General features: G+C 75.7%; 17 protein-coding genes and 1 pseudogene. 10 read left to right on the top strand and 8 right to left on the bottom strand.

All coding sequences use genetic code 11. The features are described 5' to 3' along the window. Position 1 precedes the first annotated feature (1 nt). Complete coding sequence (locus tag ACFPK1_RS12310; RefSeq protein WP_378021210.1) at positions 2-1,615, bottom strand: MFS transporter; 1,614 nt, start codon at positions 1,613-1,615, stop codon at positions 2-4. 138 nt (positions 1,616-1,753) lie between these two features. Between ACFPK1_RS12310 and yhjD the strand changes: the two genes are divergently transcribed. Both yhjD and ACFPK1_RS12300 read left to right on the top strand, forming a co-directional pair. Then, positions 1,754-2,947, top strand: a complete 1,194-nt coding sequence (gene yhjD, locus ACFPK1_RS12305; protein ID WP_378021209.1) for an inner membrane protein YhjD — start codon at positions 1,754-1,756, stop codon at positions 2,945-2,947. After that, a complete protein-coding gene (locus ACFPK1_RS12300) occupies positions 2,932-3,327 on the top strand; it encodes a hypothetical protein (protein WP_378021208.1) in 396 nt (131 codons plus the stop codon). Before yhjD ends, ACFPK1_RS12300 begins: the two co-directional genes overlap by 16 nt. A gap of 24 nt (positions 3,328-3,351) precedes the next feature. Here ACFPK1_RS12300 and hrpB read toward each other — a convergent pair whose 3' ends face one another. Continuing rightward, positions 3,352-5,781 carry an ATP-dependent helicase HrpB gene (gene hrpB / locus ACFPK1_RS12295; RefSeq protein ID WP_378021207.1) on the bottom strand — a complete coding sequence of 810 codons (2,430 nt, stop codon included), beginning with the start codon at positions 5,779-5,781 and terminating at the stop codon, positions 3,352-3,354. Positions 5,782-5,891: 110 nt separating this feature from the next. On the opposite strand from hrpB, the gene ACFPK1_RS12290 reads away from it, so the two are divergent. Then, complete coding sequence (locus ACFPK1_RS12290) at positions 5,892-6,701, top strand: methyltransferase domain-containing protein (protein ID WP_378021206.1); 810 nt, start codon at positions 5,892-5,894, stop codon at positions 6,699-6,701. A gap of 12 nt (positions 6,702-6,713) precedes the next feature. On the opposite strand, the gene ACFPK1_RS12285 is transcribed toward ACFPK1_RS12290, so the two are convergent. Next, positions 6,714-8,030, bottom strand: a complete 1,317-nt coding sequence (locus ACFPK1_RS12285; RefSeq protein ID WP_378021205.1) for an MFS transporter — start codon at positions 8,028-8,030, stop codon at positions 6,714-6,716. 70 nt (positions 8,031-8,100) lie between these two features. Between ACFPK1_RS12285 and ACFPK1_RS12280 the strand changes: the two genes are divergently transcribed. The 4 genes from ACFPK1_RS12280 (at position 8,101) to ACFPK1_RS12265 (ending at position 12,981) form a co-directional block, all read left to right on the top strand. After that, entirely contained in the window at positions 8,101-9,003 is a 903-nt protein-coding gene (locus ACFPK1_RS12280) for a PaaX family transcriptional regulator (protein WP_378021204.1), read from the top strand. An 81-nt stretch (positions 9,004-9,084) separates the two neighbouring features. Further along, a complete protein-coding gene (locus tag ACFPK1_RS12275) occupies positions 9,085-10,458 on the top strand; it encodes a phenylacetate--CoA ligase family protein (RefSeq protein ID WP_378021203.1) in 1,374 nt (457 codons plus the stop codon). Positions 10,459-10,471: 13 nt separating this feature from the next. Continuing rightward, a complete protein-coding gene (locus tag ACFPK1_RS12270) occupies positions 10,472-10,678 on the top strand; it encodes a hypothetical protein (protein ID WP_378021202.1) in 207 nt (68 codons plus the stop codon). A 2-nt stretch (positions 10,679-10,680) separates the two neighbouring features. Beyond that, on the top strand, positions 10,681-12,981 hold the full coding sequence (locus tag ACFPK1_RS12265; RefSeq protein WP_378021201.1) for a bifunctional salicylyl-CoA 5-hydroxylase/oxidoreductase: 2,301 nt from the start codon (positions 10,681-10,683) through the stop codon (positions 12,979-12,981). Here the strand turns inward: ACFPK1_RS12265 and ACFPK1_RS12260 are convergent. Genes ACFPK1_RS12260 through ACFPK1_RS12250 form a run of 3 tightly spaced genes read right to left on the bottom strand, consistent with a single transcriptional unit; the run spans position 12,978 to position 15,003 of the window. Continuing rightward, positions 12,978-13,373 carry a RidA family protein gene (locus ACFPK1_RS12260; RefSeq protein WP_378021345.1) on the bottom strand — a complete coding sequence of 132 codons (396 nt, stop codon included), beginning with the start codon at positions 13,371-13,373 and terminating at the stop codon, positions 12,978-12,980. The two genes, ACFPK1_RS12265 and ACFPK1_RS12260, sit on opposite strands and share 4 nt — an antisense overlap. A 17-nt stretch (positions 13,374-13,390) precedes the next feature. Next, complete coding sequence (locus ACFPK1_RS12255; RefSeq protein ID WP_378021200.1) at positions 13,391-14,173, bottom strand: SDR family NAD(P)-dependent oxidoreductase; 783 nt, start codon at positions 14,171-14,173, stop codon at positions 13,391-13,393. Further along, entirely contained in the window at positions 14,170-15,003 is an 834-nt protein-coding gene (locus ACFPK1_RS12250; RefSeq protein WP_378021199.1) for an enoyl-CoA hydratase family protein, read from the bottom strand. Before ACFPK1_RS12250 ends, ACFPK1_RS12255 begins: the two co-directional genes overlap by 4 nt. Positions 15,004-15,223: 220 nt before the next feature. Here ACFPK1_RS12250 and ACFPK1_RS12245 point away from each other — a divergent pair. Both ACFPK1_RS12245 and ACFPK1_RS12240 read left to right on the top strand, forming a co-directional pair. Then, positions 15,224-15,607: pseudogene (locus tag ACFPK1_RS12245) on the top strand (DUF5994 family protein); the annotation flags it as partial. A 130-nt stretch (positions 15,608-15,737) separates the two neighbouring features. Further along, complete coding sequence (locus ACFPK1_RS12240) at positions 15,738-15,926, top strand: RGCVC family protein (RefSeq protein WP_378021198.1); 189 nt, start codon at positions 15,738-15,740, stop codon at positions 15,924-15,926. A gap of 46 nt (positions 15,927-15,972) precedes the next feature. On the opposite strand, the gene ACFPK1_RS12235 is transcribed toward ACFPK1_RS12240, so the two are convergent. Further along, the gene (locus ACFPK1_RS12235; RefSeq protein WP_378021197.1) at positions 15,973-17,025 is read right to left on the bottom strand and encodes a CHAD domain-containing protein; all 1,053 of its coding nucleotides are present in this window, start codon (positions 17,023-17,025) and stop codon (positions 15,973-15,975) included. Between the two features lie 29 nt (positions 17,026-17,054). On the opposite strand from ACFPK1_RS12235, the gene ACFPK1_RS12230 reads away from it, so the two are divergent. Further along, positions 17,055-17,753: a hypothetical protein gene (locus tag ACFPK1_RS12230; RefSeq protein WP_378021196.1), complete on the top strand. Its 699-nt coding sequence runs from the start codon at positions 17,055-17,057 to the stop codon at positions 17,751-17,753. An 8-nt stretch (positions 17,754-17,761) separates the two neighbouring features. Here the strand turns inward: ACFPK1_RS12230 and ACFPK1_RS12225 are convergent, their stop codons facing one another. Continuing rightward, positions 17,762-18,421: a hypothetical protein gene (locus ACFPK1_RS12225; RefSeq protein WP_378021195.1), complete on the bottom strand. Its 660-nt coding sequence runs from the start codon at positions 18,419-18,421 to the stop codon at positions 17,762-17,764. Positions 18,422-18,459: the final 38 nt, after the last annotated feature.

Below are 18,459 nucleotides of genomic sequence, written 5' to 3'. Positions count from 1 at the left end.
CTCACGGGGCCGCGGCCGGGCTCCCGCGCGGGGCCGGCGTGGCGGGCAGGTCGCCCGTCGCCAGCAGGCTCGCCAGCGCGATCGCGGCCGTCGCGAGCATCCCCGCGCGCAGGGCCTGCAGCTGGGCCTCGGCGTAGGCCTCGAGCACCGGGGCGGCCTGCTCGGGCGGGACGCCGGCCGCCGCGAGCGCCGCCTGCGCCTGGCCGAGGGGGACGAAGTCGAGTCCGCGCGAGATCGCGACCCCGACCCGGCCGGCCAGGTCGGCGGCGATCCGGGGGTCGCCGCCCACGCCGCGGGCCGCCGACGCGCCCAGGGCGGCGATGAGCACCGAGCCGACGAAGGCGGTGCCGAGCGAGGACCCGAGGTTCTGCGCGGTGTACTGCAGCCCGCCCGCGGCGCCGCGGTCGTCCTCGCCCACGCTGGACTGGGCGACGTTGCCGAGCTGGGCCGCGAGCAGGCCCATCCCCACCCCGAGCAGGGCGGTCGACCCCGCGAAGGCGGCGTCGTCGAGCTCGGGCTCGACGGTGGCGAGCATCCAGAGGATGGCCACCACGAGGATGCCGAAGCCCAGCCGCACGGCCTGCCGCGGGGCCAGGAACCCCGCGAGGCGAGGAGCGGCGAGCGCGGTGGCCAGCATCGTCGCCGAGATCGGCAGCAGCCGCAGCCCGGTCTGGAACGCGTCGAGCCCGAGCACGACCTGCAGGTAGAGCGGGATCGAGAAGAACAGCCCGAGCAGGACGAGGTTCTGGGCGAGCAGGCACCACAGCGCCGCCCGCAGCGGGGGGACCGCGGTCAGCGACCACCGGAACAGCGGGTCGCGCCCGATCGCCTCGCGGTGGCGCACCCAGGAGCGCAGGAGGGCGAGCACGGCGAGGCCGGCGGCCACGACGAACAGGGTCGGCGCGAACCCCAGCAGCGCCGTCTCCGGGTCCCGGGGTCGCAGCCAGCCCCACGTCGTGCTCTGCAGGACCCCGAGGACGACGAGGGCCACGCCGAGCACCGAGAGCGCGGCGCCGACCACGTCGAGGCGGGGCCGGGGCCCGTCGAGCGGCGCGTCGGCCACCCACCGCAGCCCGAGCAGGATGAGCACGACCAGGACGACCTCGCCGGCGAACACCAGGCGCCACGTCAGGTAGGTGGTCACCCACCCGCCGAGCAGGGGCCCGACCGCGATCCCCGCCCCCGCCAGCGCCCCCACCACGCCGTAGGCGAGCGTGCGCTCGCGGCCCGCGGCGTAGTTCCCGCCGACGAGGGCGGCCAGCGCGGGCAGCACGAGGGCGCCCCCGAGCCCCTCGATGATCGACCACCCGAGGGTCAGCACGGCGACCGACGGGGCGAGCGCGGTGAGCAGCGAGCCGACCGCGTAGACGACCAGGCCGACGGCGAAGGTCCGCCGTCGGCCCCAGGCGTCGCCGATCGTCCCCCCGGTGAGCAGGAACGCCGCCATGACCATCGTGTAGACGGTGATGACGCGCTGGATCGTCGTGACGTCGGTGTCGAAGTCGGCGACCAGCCGGCTGATCGACACGTTCATCACCGACGTGTCGAGCACGACCAGGAACTGGGCCGCGCCCAGGGCCAGCAACGGCATCCAGCGCGACCCGCCCGCGGCCATCTCCTCCCCCTCCGGTCCGGCGTCCCCGGACCCCAGCGTCGGAGGCGGCGTCCCCGCGGGCCTCACCCGGCGGGGATGAGCCGGGAGCCGCCGGGCGCGGCCCACGATGCGCCGGGCGCTGCGGCGAGGGAGGACCTGATGACCACGACCGGGGACGCGGCGGCGCCGACGGTGCTCGACCGGTTCGCGGCGCTCCGGGCCAGCCACCCCTGGCTCGACCACCTGGTGCGCGCGGGGACCCGGTACGTCGAGAGGCACGGCGACCACTACGCGGCGGCGGTCACCTACTTCAGCGTGCTGGCCCTCGTCCCGGTCCTGATGGTGGCCTTCGCCGCCGCCGGCTACGTCCTCGCCGGCGACCCGCACCTGCTCGCGGAGCTGCAGGAGGCCGTCACGAGCACCGTGCCGGCGTCCCTGGCCCCCACGGTGAACGCGATCATCACCACGGCGATCGACCAGCGCGACGCGGTGGGCGTCCTCGGCCTCGCCTTCGGGCTGGTCGCCGGCCTGGGGTGGACGGCGAACCTGCGCGAGGCGCTGTCCGAGCAGTGGGCCCAACGCGCCGACTCGGGGTCGCTGGTCCGCCGCTACGGCGCCGACCTGCTCGTCATGGTGGGTCTCGTCCTGGCGCTGCTCCTGTCCTTCGGGATCACGGCGGTCGGCACGGGCATGGTCGACACGGTGATCGAGCTGCTCGGGTTCGACCGCGCGTGGCTGACCCGGCTCCTGGTCCTCGTGTCCGGGCTGGCCCTGACCCTCGTCGCGAACTGGATCGTGCTGGTGTGGGTCATCGCGCGGCTCCCCCGAGAGCCGGTGACGGTGCGCAGCGCCGTCCGGGCCGCGGCTCTCGGCGCCGTCGGGCTCGTCGCGCTGCAGCAGCTCGTGACCGTCTACCTCGCCCGCGTGACGACCTCCCCGGCCGGGGTGGCGTTCGGGCCGATCCTCGGGCTGCTCGTGTTCACCAACGTCGTGGCCCGCCTGGTCCTCTTCGTGACGGCGTGGGCGGCGACGCTGCGCGAGAACGCCCCGGACCCGGTCGATGAGCCCGCGGGGGTGGTCGTGCGGTCCGCGGTCACGGTGGGGAGGCCGCCGTCGGCCCGGCGGACGGCCGCGACGTTCGGTGCCGGCGCCGCGCTCGGGGCCGTCGTCGGCGCCCTCACCGGTCGTCGTGCCCGCCGTCAGCGGAGGTCCCCGAGAGACCTCGCCCCGAGGCGCGTGGATCTGCACCCGGTGACGGGTCACTCGGACGGAAGATGGCGCCGCCTCGGGACCTCAGTACCGTCGACCGGACGTGTCACGACGCGGGGGAACGGGACATGGCCACCTCGGTGAGCACACTCGACTTCACCTTCACGCCCGCTGCGCCGAAGTGCGTCATCGAGGCGAACGGGACGGTCACCCAGAGCGGTGACGTGGAGCTCGAGGACTCCGTCTTCCTCCGGGTCAGCAATCAGAGCCACGCCTGGGCGGCCGTGGTGTGCGAGACGATCGACGGGGAGTACTTCGAGCTCATCCGTACCGCCCGTCTGAACCCCGGAGATGTGACGACGGATGTGCGGGCACTTCCCGGCCAGGTCGCGGGACGGAAGCTGCACATCTATCGCTGGGCTCCCGGAATCTTCGGCGTGCCCGGAAGCGGGGGCGGCGAAGCGGTGTTCACGATGCCCGCGGCGGGAGCCGTCTCGATATCGATCACCTGCATCCACGTCTAGATCCCGCCGAGCTCCGGGGCGAGGTCAGCGCCGCGGGTCCTCCGGCCACGCGTGCTTGGGGTACCGGCCGCGCAGCTCCGCGCGCACCTGCGGGTAGCCCGAGTCCCAGAACGACGCGAGGTCGGCGGTCACGGCCGCGGGGCGCCCCGCCGGCGAGAGCAGGTGGACGACGACGGGGACCCCGGCGAGCACGGGCGCCCGCTCCCACCCGAACGCCTGCTGGACCGTCAGCGCGACGACGGGGGCCGCGGGGTCGGTGTAGTCGACGCGGACGCCGCGCCCGGACGGGGTCGTGACCCGCTCCGGGGCGAGCTCGTCGAGCCGGCCCGCCTCCGACCACGGCACGAGACCGCGCAGCGCGGGAGCCACCCGCACGCGCGCGAGGTCGGCGCGGCGCCGCACGCGCGTGAGGTCGAGCCACTCGTCGGCGCGGGCCAGCAGGGCCTCGTCGTCGACGGCGGGCCACGGGTCGCCCCGCGCCGCGTGCAGGAACGCGAGGCGGGCGCGCAGCGCGCGCGCCGCGTCGTCCCAGCGCAGCAGCCCGAGCCCCTCGGCGGCCAGGCCGTCGCGCACCGCGGCGGCCACCGCCGCCGGGTCGGGGCGGGCCAGGGGCCGGCGCGCCAGCACGATCGCGCCGAGACGCTCGCGGCGCTCCGCCACGACGTCGCCGTCCTCCCAGGCCACCACCGCGTCGTCGCGCCACCACCCCGCGGCCGCCTCCCGGGCGATGTCCTCGTCGATCGGCACGGCGAGCCGCACCCGGGCCACCCGGTCACCGGGGCCGCGCACGGCGTCCGCGACCGCGAGCCAACGGCTCCCCCGCAGCCGCGACCCCGCGGCGAGCTCGACCCCGGTGCCACCGGTCGTCAGGTACTCGCGCGCGTCGTCGCCGCGGGCCCGCGCGAGACGGTCGGGATGGGCGAGGGCGACGACGGTGGCCGCGCTCTCCGGGCGGGAGCCGCGGCGGGGCAGCCCCTCCACCCGGCGCAGCCGGCGCACCTCCGCCCGCCACCGCGGATCGTGGCCGGCCCGGGCGGCCCGCAGGCGTTCCTCGAGGTCGTCGCCGTCGCCCGGCACGTCGGCGGCGAGCAGCGCCACCACGTCGGTGGCGATGTCCGCCCCGACGGCCTGCGCGCCGTCGAGCAGGGCGCGCCCGAGGCGGGGGTGCACCCCGACCGTCGCCACCGCGCGGCCCCGCTCGGTGATGCGTCCGTCGTCGTCGGCGAGCCCGAGCCCGCGCAGCACCGCGCGCGCCGCGTCGAAGGCGGTCGCCGGCGGCGCGTCGAGCAGCGCGAGCCCCGCGCCGTTGGGGGTGCCCCACCGGGCGAGCTGCAGCGCGAACCCCGCGAGGTCGGCGTGCGCCACCTCGGGGGCGTCGTGGCGGTCGCGGTGGGCGTGCTCGGCCTCCGACCAGCACCGGTACGCCGTGCCGGGCGCCTCCCGGCCCGCGCGCCCGGCGCGCTGGGTGGCCGACGACTGCGACGCGAGCACCGTCACCAGGGCGTCCAGGCCGCGCGCGTGGTCGGTCCACGGCCGCCGGGACAGGCCCGCGTCGACGACGACGCGCACGCCGGGCACCGTCAGGCTCGTCTCGGCGATCGACGTGGCCAGCACGACGCGACGCCCGCTCGTCGACCCCTCGAGCACCGCGTCCTGCCGGGCACCGTCCTGCCCGCCGTGCAGGGTGAGGAGCTCGGCGTCGATCCCAGCCCCCTCCATCTGGCCGAGTCGGCGGGCGACGTCGTCGATCTCCCGGCGCCCGGGCAGGAACACGAGCACGTCACCGGCGGCGTCGGCGAGCGCCCGGCGCACGGTCCCGGCCACGTGGTCGAGCAGCGCGGGCTCCACCCGCATCCCGCGCGGCGGCGGGACGGGACGCGGCGGCGGGCGCCACACGACGTCGACGGGGTGCATCGGGTCGGGGGCGGTGACGACGGGGCCGTCGAGGGCGGCGGCGAGGTCGCCGGCGGCCGCCGTCGCGGACGTCGCGAGCAGGCGCAGGTCCGGGCGCAGGGCGCGCGCGTCCACGGCAAAGGCCAGCGCGAGGTCGGTGTCGAGGTGGCGCTCGTGGCACTCGTCGAGGACGACGGCATCGACCCCGGCGAGCTCCGGGTCGCGCTGCAGCCGGGCGACGAGCAGGCCGGTCGTGACGACCTCGACGCGGGTCCCGGGGCCCGTGCGCCGCTCGCCGCGGATCGCGTAGCCGACCCGCCCGCCGACGGGCTCGCCGAGCAGCCACGCCATCCTTGCGGCCGCGGCGCGGACGGCGACGCGGCGCGGCTCGGCGACCAGCACCCGGCCGCCGACCGCCCCGGCGAGGGCGAGCGGCACCAGCGTCGTCTTGCCGGTGCCCGGCGGGGCGACGAGGACGGCGGCCCCGCGCGCCTCCAGCGCGGCCGCGAGCTCCGGCAGCGCGGCGCGCACCGGCAGGTCGAGGTCGACCTCGTCGATCACGACCGCCGGTCTACCACCCGCGGCGCCGGGGGCGTCGAGGACGTCGGATCGTCGACGCGCCGGGCGGCGCTTGGCAGGCTCACCGTGGGACGGATCGAGGGGGGCCGGGGATGGACGATCGCGCGGGCTACACGATCGCGGGCGGGGCGACCGACGCCGACCGGCTCAGCCGCATGTCGACGGTGATGGCCGACTCGACCCTCACCTTCCTGTGCGGCGCCGGGCTCGCCGCCGGCGCCTCGTGCCTGGACGTCGGCTGCCGCGACGGCCAGGTCGCCCTCGACATGGCCCGCGAGGTGGGGGCGTCGGGCCGCGTGGTGGGGGTCGACGCGGACGCTGGCGCGCTCGAGATCGCCCGCCGCGCCGCCCGGGACGCCGGGGTCGAGGTCACGTTCCTGCACGCCGACGCCTCCCGCGAGGAGCTCCCGGCCGCCGACGTCGACCTGGCCTACGCCCGCCTGTTGCTGAGCCACCTGGTCGAGCCGATGACGGCCCTGCGCGCGATGGTCGCGGCGGTGCGCCCGGGCGGGGTGGTCGCGGTCGAGGACCTCTTCACCCCGACGCTGCACGCCGAGCCGCGGGAGCCCGCACTCGACGACCTGATCGAGGTCTACAGCACGACCGTGCGCTTCCACGGCGGCGATCCGACGATCGGACCGCGGCTCGGGGCGCACCTCGGCGCGGCCGGACTGGTCGACGTGCACGAGCGGACCGTCGAGAACCGGATGACCACCGTGGCCCAGAAGATGTTCCTCGCGCAGCTGCTCGACAACATGCACGACGCGATCGCCTCGGCCGGCGCGGCGACACCCGACGAGGTCAGCGCCGTCCGGGCTGCCGTCGCGGCCGGCGCCGAGCGTCCCGGGACCGTGTTCGTCCAGGCCCGCATGCACCAGGTCCGGGCCCGGCGGCCCGCCTGACCCCGTGGTGCGTCACGACCGCGCTGCCGCCCGCGAGGGCACCAGCGCCATCAGCACCGCCCCGAGGACGGCCGGGACCGCGAAGGCGAGGAAGTTGGCCTGGAAGCCCCACCCGGTCGACATGATCAGCCCGCCGTAGAGCGGGCCGCTGATCGCGCCGATGCGGCCGACGCCGAGCGCCCAGCTCAGGCCGACGGCCCGGAGGTGCTCGGGGTAGTAGGTCGCGGTGAAGGAGTTGACGATGATCGTCGTCCCGATCGTGCAGGCGCCGGCGATCGCGACCAGCGAGAGCAGCAGCACGGTGGGCAGCTCCACCATGAGCAGGAGGATCGAGCCCGCCGCGGCGAGGAACATGCCGGTGACGACCGGGCGCGGACCGATCCGGTCGGCGAGGGCCCCGAACAGCGGCGCGCCGAGGATGGCGCCGAGGTTGAGCGCGAGCAGGAAGCCCAGCGCCCCGCCCAGCGGGTAGCCGGCCTGCCGCATGATCTGCGCCAGCCAGGTGTTGAGCCCGTAGACGAGCAGCAGCCCGGCGGCGGTCCCGCCCCAGAACAGGAACGTGCCGGCGCGGTGCTCGGGTCGCAGCAGCTCGCGCAGCCCGCCCGCCCGGGCGCCGGTCGTCGCGGCGGGCTCGGGGACGTCCATGCCGTAGCGCCGGGCGACCGCTCTGGCGTCCTCGTGCCGGCCCCGGCCGACCAGGTACACCACCGACTCGGGCATCAGGGCCCACACCACGGCGACCAGCACGAGACCGACGAGGGCGCCGGTCCAGAACATGGACCGCCAGCCGAACGCCTCGATCATCCAGATGCCGCCGAGGGCCGCGAGCACACCGCCGACCGAGTAGCCGGAGAACATCAGGGCGTTGGCGGCGTTCCGGCGCCCGGGCGGGGCGAACTCCACCGTCAGCGCGATCGCGGTCGGGACCACGCCGCCCAGCCCGATGCCGGCGACGAAGCGGGTCACGCCGAAGAGCTCGGGGGTGGGCGCGAGCGCGGAGACGGCCATCGCGGCGGAGAACCAGGCGATGCACAGCACCATCAGCCGCCGCCGCCCGATGCGGTCGGTGAGATAGCCGGCGACCAGCGCCCCGATCAGCATCCCGACGAGGGCCGCCGCACCGATCCGCCCGCCCTCGGCCGGCGTGAGCCGCCACTCGCTGCTGATGAGGGTCGGCAGCACGGAGCCGTAGACGATCAGGTCGTAGCCGTCGACGACGATGGCGAGCCAGCACAGGGCGATGACGGTGGCGCGGGACCGGACCCGCGGTGGCGTGTCGCCCGCGTCGACGGCCGGGCCAGGGCGGCGTGCGGTGGCGGGGTCCTCCACGACGGCTCCTCGGGTCGATCGACAGATATTGCGACCATGACGCCCGTCAAGTGGACGCTACGCTAACGCCGTGTCCGACGCGGAGGCAAGGTCCGGTTCGCCGGGTTCGTCCGAGGAGGGCGAGGAGGGGGCCGCCGGGTCGCGGGCCCCCCGCGCCCTGATCGTCACCCTGTACGGCCTCTACGGCCGGGAGCGCGGCGGGTGGATGTCGATCGCGGACCTCGTCGCCCTCATGGACGACCTGGGGGTCGACCAGCAGGCCGTCCGGTCGTCGATCTTCCGCCTCAAGAAGCGCGGGCTGCTGGTGGCCGAGAAGGTCGACCGGGCGGCGGGCTACCGGCTCTCGCCCGACGCCGAGGCGATCCTGGCCGAGGGCGACACGCGGATCTTCCAGCGCACCCGCGCCGCGGTCGGCGACGGGTGGCTGCTCGTGGTGTTCTCGGTGCCGGAGGCCGAGCGGGACAAGCGGCACACGCTGCGGACCACGCTGACGCGCCTCGGGCTCGGCACGGTCGGCCCGGGGACCTGGGTGGCCCCGGCGCACCTGGAACCGGCCGTGGTCGGGGCCCTCGAGCGGGTCGGGCTGCGCGGGTTCGCCGACCTGTTCGTCGGCGCGCACGTCGGGGCGGCGCCGGCGGCCGAGACGGTGGCCGCCTGGTGGGACCTCGCCGCGATGGAGAAGCTCTACGCCGAGTGGGTCGACCGCTTCGCCCCGGTGCGGGCCCGGTGGTCGGCCCCGGCGGACGCAGCGGACGCGGCGGACGCGGCGGACGCCCAGGCGTTCGCCGACTGGGTCGACACCGTGACCGCGTGGCGCCGCCTGCCCTACCTCGACCCCGGGCTGCCCCTCGCGGCCCTGCCGCCCGACTGGACCGGCGTGCGCGCCGAGGCCCTCGTCACGGATCTCCGCGAGGTCCTCGCGCCGCGCGCGCGGCGCCACGTCGCCCGCGTCCTCGGTCCCGCGGAGGGTTGACCGGCACCGGACACGTCGTAGTGTGTCGTCGTGACCGCCGCAATATAGACGCAATACGAGTCGACGAGCGTGAGGCCCGCCATGGCCGAGCAGCACTTCTGGAACCCCAAGACCGAGACCCTGCCCCGCGAGCAGCTGCGCGAGCTGCAGCTGGCCAAGCTGCGCCGGCAGGTGGCATGGGCGCGGTCGCGGAGCCCGCACTACCGGCGCACGCTGCGCGACGTCGACCCCGACCGGCTGCGCACCTGGGCGGACCTCGACCGGCTGCCCTTCCTGAGCCGGGAGGAGTGGATGGCGGGCCAGGAGACGCACCCGCCGTTCGGCGAGCTGCCCGTGGTCGGGCCGGAGGCCGCGATCCGGGTGCACACCACGAGCGGCACCTCCGGGCGGATGCCGCTGCGGGCGCTGGACAGCCGCAAGGACTGGTCGTGGGCCGCGGAGATGTGGTGCTACGCGCTGTGGGGCGCCGGGGTGCGCCCGCACGACGTCGGGTACGTCGCCTTCGGCTACGGCTCGTTCATCGGGTTCTGGGGGCTGCACGGCGGGCTGGAGAAGATCGGGGCGCTCGTCGTGCCCGGGGGCGCCCAGACCACCGCCAGCCGCGTGCAGCAGATCGTCGACTTCGGGGCGACGGTCGTCGCCTCGACGCCGACGTACGCGCTCCGGCTGGCCCGGGAGGCCGAGACGCTCGGCGTCGACCTGCCGGGCAGCGCCGTGCACACGCTGATCCTCTCCGGCGAGCCGGCCGGCTCCATCCCGGAGACCAAGGCCCTCATCGAGCGGGCGTGGGGCGCGAAGGCGTACGACACCGCGGGGATGACCGAGGTGTCGACGATCGTGATGTTCGAGCCCGCGAACCAGCCCGGCGGCTGCCACGTCATCGAGGACCACTTGATCGAGCAGGTCGTCGACCCCTCCACGGGCCGCGAGGTCGCCTACGGCGAGCGGGGCGAGCGGGTGTGCACCTCGTTCGGCCGCAGCACCACGCCGCTGATCCGCTACCGCACCGCCGACCTCGTGGTGAAGGTGCCGGGCGCGACCGCCGGCAACGGGCGCACCTTCGACCTCTACGAGGGCGGGATTATCGGGCGCGTCGACGACATGAAGCTCGTGCGCGGCACCAACGTCTACCCCGGCGCGATCGAGGCCATCGTGCGCGGCCACGCGGGCATCGAGGAGTTCCAGGTGCGCCTGGAGCACCTCGACGGCCGCGACGAGGTCATCCTCGTCGTCGAGCCCCACCCCACCCTGGCCGACGACGGCTGGACCGCTCTCGCGCGCGACCTCGCCACCGACCTCGCCGACGCCCACGAGGGGCTGCGCTTCCTGCTGCGGCGCGCCGGCACCGGCGAGCTGCCGCGCTTCGAGCTCAAGGCGAAGCGCCTCACCGACCTCCGCGCCGAGCAGCGCGCCGCCGCGGGCACCCCGGCCGGCATCTCCGAGCTCTCCGTCTAGACGAGGACCGCCCATGTCCGACGACACCGACCTGCTCGGGACACCCCTGACCGACACCGAGCGCGCCCTGCTCGCCGCATACGACGACCTGCGCGCCCTGCTGGGCCACGACCTCGCCCCGTGCGCCGGCGCCGGCGTCCGTGCCGCCCTCGCCCACCTCGGCGTGGTCGTCACCGACCTCGGGCTGCGCTACGACCACCTGCTCGACGACGGGGTCTGACCATGGTGAGCGCGCTCCGCTCCGTCGCCTCCGTCGGCGGCGGCCCCGGCGGTCTGTTCACCGCCATCCTGCTCCGGAAGTCCCACCCGGACCTCGCGGTCACCGTCTACGAGCGCAACGCCGCCGACGACACCTTCGGCTTCGGGGTGGTCTTCTCCGAGGAGACCCTGCAGAACATCGCCGACGCCGACCCGGAGTCGATCGCCCGCATCCAGGCCGAGTTCCGGCACTGGAGCGCGATCGACGTCGACTTCCTGGGCACGGTCGAGCGCTCCGACGGCCACGCCTTCGCCGCCCTCGAGCGCAAGCGCCTGCTGCAGATCCTCGGCGAGCGCGCTCGTGAGCTCGGCGTCGACGTCCGCTACGAGACCGAGGCGCCGGCGCTGGCCGAGCTGCGCCGGGACCACGACGTGGTGCTCGCCGCGGACGGCGTCAACAGCCCCACGCGCCGGGCCCTGGCCGCCGAGCTCGGTCCCCGCACCGAGGGCCGCACGGCCCGCTACGCCTGGTTCGCCACCGAACGGCCCTTCGACTGCTTCACCTTCCTCATCGTCGAGACGGCGTACGGCCTGTTCTGGGCGCACATCTACCCCTTCGACGACACCCGCTCGACGTTCATCGTCGAGACCGACGAGGCGACGTGGCGGCGCGCCGGGCTCGACGCGCACGCCGCCGTGCCACGGCGGCCGGGCGAGAACGACGAGGCCTCGATGCGGTTCTGCGAGGAGGTCTTCGCCGAGCACCTCGACGGTCACCCCCTGATCGGCAACAACTCCGGCTGGCTCGCCTTCACGGTGATGCGCAACGAGCAGTGGTCGAGCGGCAACGTGGTGCTCGTCGGGGACGCCGCGCACACCGCGCACTTCTCGATCGGCTCGGGCACCAAGCTCGCCCTCGAGGACGCGATCGCGCTGGCCGGCGCGCTGGGCCGCGAGCACGACGTCGAGGCCGCGCTCAAGAGCTACGCCGACGAGCGCAGGCCCGTGGTGGCGTCGCTGCAGCGCTCGGCGCAGACCAGCCTCGAGTGGTTCGAGGGGCTGCCCCGCTACCGCCACCTCGCGCCCGAGCAGTTCGTGTTCCAGCTGCTCACCCGCAGCCAGCGCATCACCTACGACAACCTGCGGCTGCGCGACCCCGACTACGTGGCCCGCCTCGATGCCTGGCTCGCCGGCCGGACCCGCGCGGCCGGCCTCGAGGTCGCCGACGGCACCCCGCCGATGTTCCACCCGTTCCGGCTGCGGGACCGCGTGTTCCCGAACCGGATCGTCGTCTCCCCGATGGCGCAGTACTCCGCGGTCGACGGGGTGCCGACCGACTGGCACCTGGTGCACCTGGGCGCCCGGGCCACCGGCGGGGCCGGCCTGGTGATGGCCGAGATGACGTGCGTGACGCCGCAGGGCCGCATCACCCCCGGCTGCCCCGGGCTGTGGAACGACGAGCAGCAGCAGGCGTGGGCCCGCATCGTCGACTTCGTCCACGCGAACAGCGCCTCGCTGATCGGCATGCAGATCGGCCACTCGGGACGCAAGGGCTCGACCAAGGTGATGTGGGAGGGCATCGACGACCCGCTCGAGTCCGGCGGGTGGGAGGTCCTCGCACCCTCCCCGATCCCCTACCGCCCGGACAGTCCGGTGCCACGGGCGATGACCCGCGACGACATCGACGACGTGATCGCGGCCCACGTGGCGTCGGCGCGGCGCGCCGCGGCGGCGGGCTTCGACCTGCTCGAGCTGCACTACGCGCACGGCTATCTGGTGTCGAGCTTCCTGTCGCCGCTGTCGAACCGGCGCACCGACGCCTACGGCGGTCCCCTCGAGAACCGCGCCCGGCTCGGCCTGGAGATCCTCGACGCGGTCCGGGAGGTGTGGCCCGACGACCGCCCGGTCAGCGTGCGCATCAGCGCCACGGACTGGGTCGCTGACGGCGGCTTCACCGGGGACGACGCCGTCGCCCTGGCCTCGATGCTCGCCGCGCACGGCGCGGACGTCGTCGACGTCTCCACCGGCCAGACCTCCACCGAGGCGGCCCCGCAGTACGGGCGGCTCTACCAGACCCCGTTCGCCGACCGCATCCGTCAGGAGTGCGGCGTCCCCACCATCACCGTCGGCGCCGTCGCCTCGGTGGAGGACGCCAACACGATCGTCGCGGCGGGCCGCGCGGACCTGTGCGCGATCGCGCGCCCGCACCTGGTCGACCCCTCCTGGACCTGGAACGCCGCGCTCGACCAGGGCTACGAGGGGGTGGCGGTGCCGAAGCAGTACCTCGCGGGGCTCTCGGCGCGGCGCCGGGAGCAGAGCCCCTAGCTCGCGACGCAGGCGGTGCCCTGCACCTCCACCAGGGCCTCGGCGTCCCAGAGCCGGCTGACCCCGATCCCGGCGACCGCCGGGTAGGAGCCGCCGATGAGCCGCTTCCACACCCGCCCGAGCTCGCGGGAGTGCGCGCGGTAGTCGTCGATGTCGACGATGTAGATGGTGAGGGCGACGAGGTCGGCGGGCGTGCCGCCGGCGGCGCGCAGTGCGGTGACCAGGTTGCCCAGCGCCTGCTCGAACTGCTCGACGACGGTGGTCCCGACGATCGCGCCGTCGGCGTCCAGCGCCGTCTGCCCCGCGAGGTGGACGGTCACGCCCCCGGTGGTGCGCACGGCGTGCGAGAACCCCGACGGCGCGCCGAGCTCGGGCGGGTTGACGTGGGTGATGCGTCGGTCGGTCCCGGTCACGACTGCACGGCTCCTCCGTCGACGTTGATGCCCTGCCCGGTCACCGCGCCGGTGGCGACGCAGAAGGCCACGGCCTCGGCGACCTCGCCGGTCTCGACGAGCCGCCCGATGGGCTGGCGGCGCGCCAGGGTCGCGCGGGCCTCGCCCTCGGTGCGCCCGGAGCGCGCGCTGATGGCGCCGACGGTCCGGTCCGTCATCGGGGTGTCGACGTACCCGGGGCAGATCGCGTTGACGGTGACGCCCGTGGCCGCGAGCTCCGCGGCGGCGGAGCGCACCAGCCCGAGCACGCCGTGCTTGCTCGCGGTGTACGCGGCGACCTGCGCCTCGCCGCGCTTGGCGACCACCGACGCGATGACGACGACCCGTCCCCACCGCTGCTCGAGCATCGCGGGCAGCGCCCGGCGCAGGCAGCGGAACGGCGCGGTCAGGTTGAGCTCCAGCGCCCCGCGCCAGTCGTCGTCGGTGGTGTCGACGAGCGCCCTGCCGAACCCCGCCCCGGCGGCGGCCACCAGCACCTCGACCGGCCCCCACGCTTCCTCGACCGCGCGGAACATCGCCTCGAGGTCCGCGGCGTCGGTGACGTCGGCGGCCACCGGCAGGACCTGCGCCCCTGCGGTCGCGGCCCGGATCGCCGCGGCGACCGCGTCGAGGCGCTCGGTCGACCGCGCGGCCAGCGCCACCCGGTGTCCCTCGGCGGCCAGCCGCTCGGCCACGGCGGCGCCGATGCCGCTGCTCGCCCCGGTGACCAGGCAGACCCGGCTCGGGGTCGGAGGGGTCACCGCCCCGTCCAGCGCGGCTCGCGCTTCTCGGTGAAGGCGGCGTGGAACTCGGTGTGGTCGTGGGTGGTCATCAGCAGCGCCTGGGTCATGGCGTCGAGCTCCATCGCGGCGCCCAGCGGCATGTCCATCTCGCGGGTGATCAGCGACTTGGTCTGCGCGTAGGCCAGGGTGGGGCCGTCGGCGAGCCGGCGGGCCAGGCGGGTGCACGCGTCGTCGAGCCCGTCGTCGTCGACGAGCTCGCTGACCAGGCCGTAGCGCTCCGCGGTGGTCGCGTCGACGGTGTCGCCGAGCATCAGCATCTGCGTGGCCCGGCCGGCGCCGACCACCCGCGGCAGCAGGTACGCCGCGCCCATGTCGCCACCCGAGAGCCCGACCTTGGTGAACAGGAAGGCGAACCGGCCGGACCGGGCCACGATCCGGAAGTCGGACGCGAGCGCCACGACGGCGCCGGCGCCCGCGGCCACGCCCTGGATCCCCGAGATGATCGGGATCGGGCACTCGCGCATCGCCTTGATGACGTCGCCGGTCATCTTGGTGAAGGCCATCAGGTCGCGGGCGTCCATCCGGATCAGCTCACCGATGATCTCGTGGACGTCGCCGCCCGCGCAGAACGCCTTGCCCTCGCCGCGCACCACCAGCACCCGGACGTCGCCGCGCTGCGGGAGCTCGTGGAGAAGGTCCCGCAGGTCGGCGTAGCTGTCGAAGGTCAGCGGGTTGTACTTCTCCGGCCGGTTGAGCCGGACGGTCGCCACGCCGTCGTCGACCGCGAAGTCGAAGTGCTCCCACGCGGCGGTCAGAGGCGCCGAGGCGCGGAAGGGGCTGGCCGGCATGGGTCGGTCCTCTCCGCGGGCGCCGTCGTCCATCGCCGCGAGCGTATGACGATTGATCCACGACCGTCAACGCAGCGCTATACGGCGGCATCCGACCCGCGCGGACCCGCGAGCGGGTACCGTCGGGTCACCGAGGGTTTCCTGCACGCCGGCGCTCGAGCCGTCGTCGTCGTCGGCGTAGTCCTCCCCCGGTCCCCGGACCGGAGACGGGAGTGCCGGCATGAGCCCGGCCTCGATCACCGCACCCGCCACGACCGCCGACCCCGGCGACGCCGTGCCGCCTCCCGCTCGCCTGCGGGTCAAGCCCGTGGCGCCCGTGTCGGGTCACGTCGACGGCGCCTGGTGGCCCCGATCGCGCGACCTGTCCACCGAGCTGCCCCCGATGCTGGCCGAGCTGGGGACGCGTGTCGGGACCGCCGCACGCCTCGGCTACCACCTCGGTGGCTGGGACCGCGCGCCACGGCGCCTGCCGGGTGGCCGGGTCCGGCTCGAGGGTTTCCGGACGACCGACCCGCACACGGTGACCGTCGTCGGCGACAAGGGCGCGCGGATCGTCCTGCTCGTCGTGCCGCCGACGACATCCGACCACGCCGCCGAGTCGGCGCTCGACGCGGCGTCCGCACCGGGCGACCACCGCTCCACGACCGAGCTGCTCGGTACCGGCACCGGGGCGACCCCTGACGCCGGCGCGTCCCGCGATGAACGACCCCGCCGACAGCAGGACGAAGGACCCCATGAGCGGCATCAGCGATCCCGGTCCCCTCTCCGGCCGGCACGGGCGCACCGACGACGCGACCTGCACGGTGTGCCCGCACCCCTGGCCGGACCACGATGCCCTCGGGCGACGCTTCTGCACCGCGACGCAGGTGTCCGCGCTGTCGCGGGGGTGCATCTGCTCCGCGCCCACCCGGGTCGCGAGGTGACCCGCGGGTCCCGGGCGCCCGCCGGCGGTCGGTGGCGTCCCGGACGCTACGAGACGTCGGCCAGCCCCTTGCGCAGCTTGGGCCGGGTGTAGGCCGACACGGCGGCGACCAGGGCCTCGTCGGCGGCCTCCCGGCGGGCGGTGGCCTCGGCGTGCAGCACGCCGTAGGTGAAGCTCGGCTCCCCGGCGCGGTGGGCGAGGTCGGCGAGGTCGACGAGCCAGTGGGTCACCGACTCGCTGCGGCGGCGCTCCTCGGTGGTGGTGGCCAGCGCGGCGGCGGCGTCGCCGAGCTTGCGGGCCTGCTTGCCCAGGACCCCGCGCGCGACCCGGGCGGTGGTCGCGACCGTGTGGGCCGCCGTCACGGCCGGACCGAGCTGCGGCACGCCGGCGCGGGCGGGGCCCTCGGCGTCCACGACGGCCGCCTCGGCGGCCTCACGCGCCGCGGCGTCGGCGTCGGCGAGCGCGCGGGCCAGGTCGCGGGCGGCGTTCTTGGCCTTGCGGCCGCGGATCGGCGCGGTGAGCACGAGCTGGTCGGCGTGCGCGAGCAGGCTCGTCCACTCCGGCTGCGTGAGCATCGCGGTGACGGCGTCACGGCGCTCGGAGGTGCGCGCCGCCACGACGATCCCGACCCGCGCCTCCACCGGGCCCTGGCGCAGCGCGGGGTCGAGGTCCTCGAGGAGGTCCTCGAGGACGTCGATCGTGCCGTCGAGGGCGCGGACCTCCTCCACCGTCGAGCGCGCCCACGCCAGCTCCGCCCGCAGCGCGGGGAGCTCGCCGCCCTCGATGAGCGGCGCGAAGCCGGTGAGGACGGCCTCGAGGTCGGCGAGCGCCTCGGCGAGGCGCTCCACATCGGGCCCCTCCGCGCCGGACGCGTCACCCGATCCGGGGACGGGCTCGTCGTCGGGCGTCTCGTCCTCCGCGGCCGGCACCGTCACCGACGAGCCGCCCTCGGCGTCGGCGTCCGGGGCGGCGTCGCCGGTGTCGGGGGCGGCGTCGTCGGTCGCGGGCCCGGTCTCGGGCTCGGTGGCGGCGTGGAGGGCGGCCACACGCTCGCGGATCGCGGCGAGGACCACGGTGGAGGCGGAGACGGAGTTCGACACGCACGCCCTGTACCCCGAGGATCGAGAAGGTGATCGGGCGACGGGGGGCGATCACCGCCCGTTCACGATGGCTCCACCTCGCCGGCGCCGTGGTGCTCGCCCTGGGCCGGTCCGTCTCGTCGGTGCAGCGCCTGTCGCCGTCGCTGCAGGCCCCCGCCCGGCCCCTGACGGCCGACGAGCGCGCGGTGCTGCAGCCCGTGCTCGCCGGCGGGACGGCGCTGGACGACATCAGGATCATCGACGGTCGGGCGGGTCTCTTCGACGTCGTGCCGCACCCCTTCACGCTCGGCACCACGATCTACCTCAAGGGGCGACGGGCGCCCGGCCTGCTCGTGCACGAGGCCGTGCACGTGTGGCAGTACCGCACGCGCGGGGCGCGGTACACCGTGGAGGCGCTCGGGGCACAGGCGCGCTACGGGACGGCGCGGGTCGGTGGCGCCTACGACTGGCGCGCCGAGGTCCGCCGCGGCCGGACCCGGTGGCGCGACCTCTACGCCGAGGCGCAGGCCCAGTTCGTGCAGGAGCTGTGGGAGGAGGGCGTCGGGATCGTCGACGGGCGGGTCGAGCGTGGTGGGGGCGCCTTCTTCCGCGCGGTGGAGGCCGGCGGCCCGGCGCGCCTCGACGACGGCCCGGTCGACCGCTCCGCCCTCGCCCGCGAGTGCGTCGCCGCGCTGCGCGGCGGCGGCGGGATGACCGCGCCCTCCGAGATCCCGCACGCGCCGGACTGACCGCCCGGCTACGCCCCGCTGCGCAGCAGCCAGTGGTCGCGCAGGGCCAGCGACCGTTCGGTGGCGGCGAGGGCCCCGAGGACCGCCGCGACGACCGTCGCCCACCCACCGGCCGGGATCGGGGAGGTGAAGGTGCCGATCGCCGCGGCGACCGGCGGGACCCGGGTGACCTGCTCGGCGACCGTCGCGAGGGTGACCGCGAGACCCACGAGCAGGACGACGACCGACACCGCCCCGACCACCGTGCTCGTCCGCGGGAACCGCCGCGCGAACCGCGCCCGCAGGCCCTCGCCGGAGCGGGGGTGCGGGCGCAGCACCCGCTCGGTCCCGTCGTCGGCGACGTGGTGGATGCGCTTGAGCCCGTACACCGACGTGGCGACCTCGACGACGCCGCCGGGCACCGGGAACGCGGCGGGCAGGTTCGCCCCGGCGACCTGGGTGCCGTCGCGGTAGAGCAGGGCCGGCCGCTTCGTCGACGAGCTGTCGCGCAGGTGCCGGACGTCGACCGCGAACTCGTGGCGACCGCCGTCGGGGTCGGGCAGCTCGAGCAGGAACAGCGACCGCGACAGCACCTGCCACGGGCGGTACTCCGGCAACGGGCTCCCGTCCCCCGGCCTGACCTTCGCGAGCTGCCAGCGGCGCCGGTACTTCTCCAGCACGGTCCTCACCCTCCCCGCGGGGCCTCGTGTCGCCCTCGGGCACGACG

Source organism: Actinomycetospora rhizophila, assembly GCF_042657905.1.
Taxonomy (GTDB): domain Bacteria; phylum Actinomycetota; class Actinomycetes; order Mycobacteriales; family Pseudonocardiaceae; genus Actinomycetospora; species Actinomycetospora rhizophila.
Note: the sequence above shows the minus strand (reverse complement) of the source record. Positions and strands in the feature narration are given on the sequence as shown.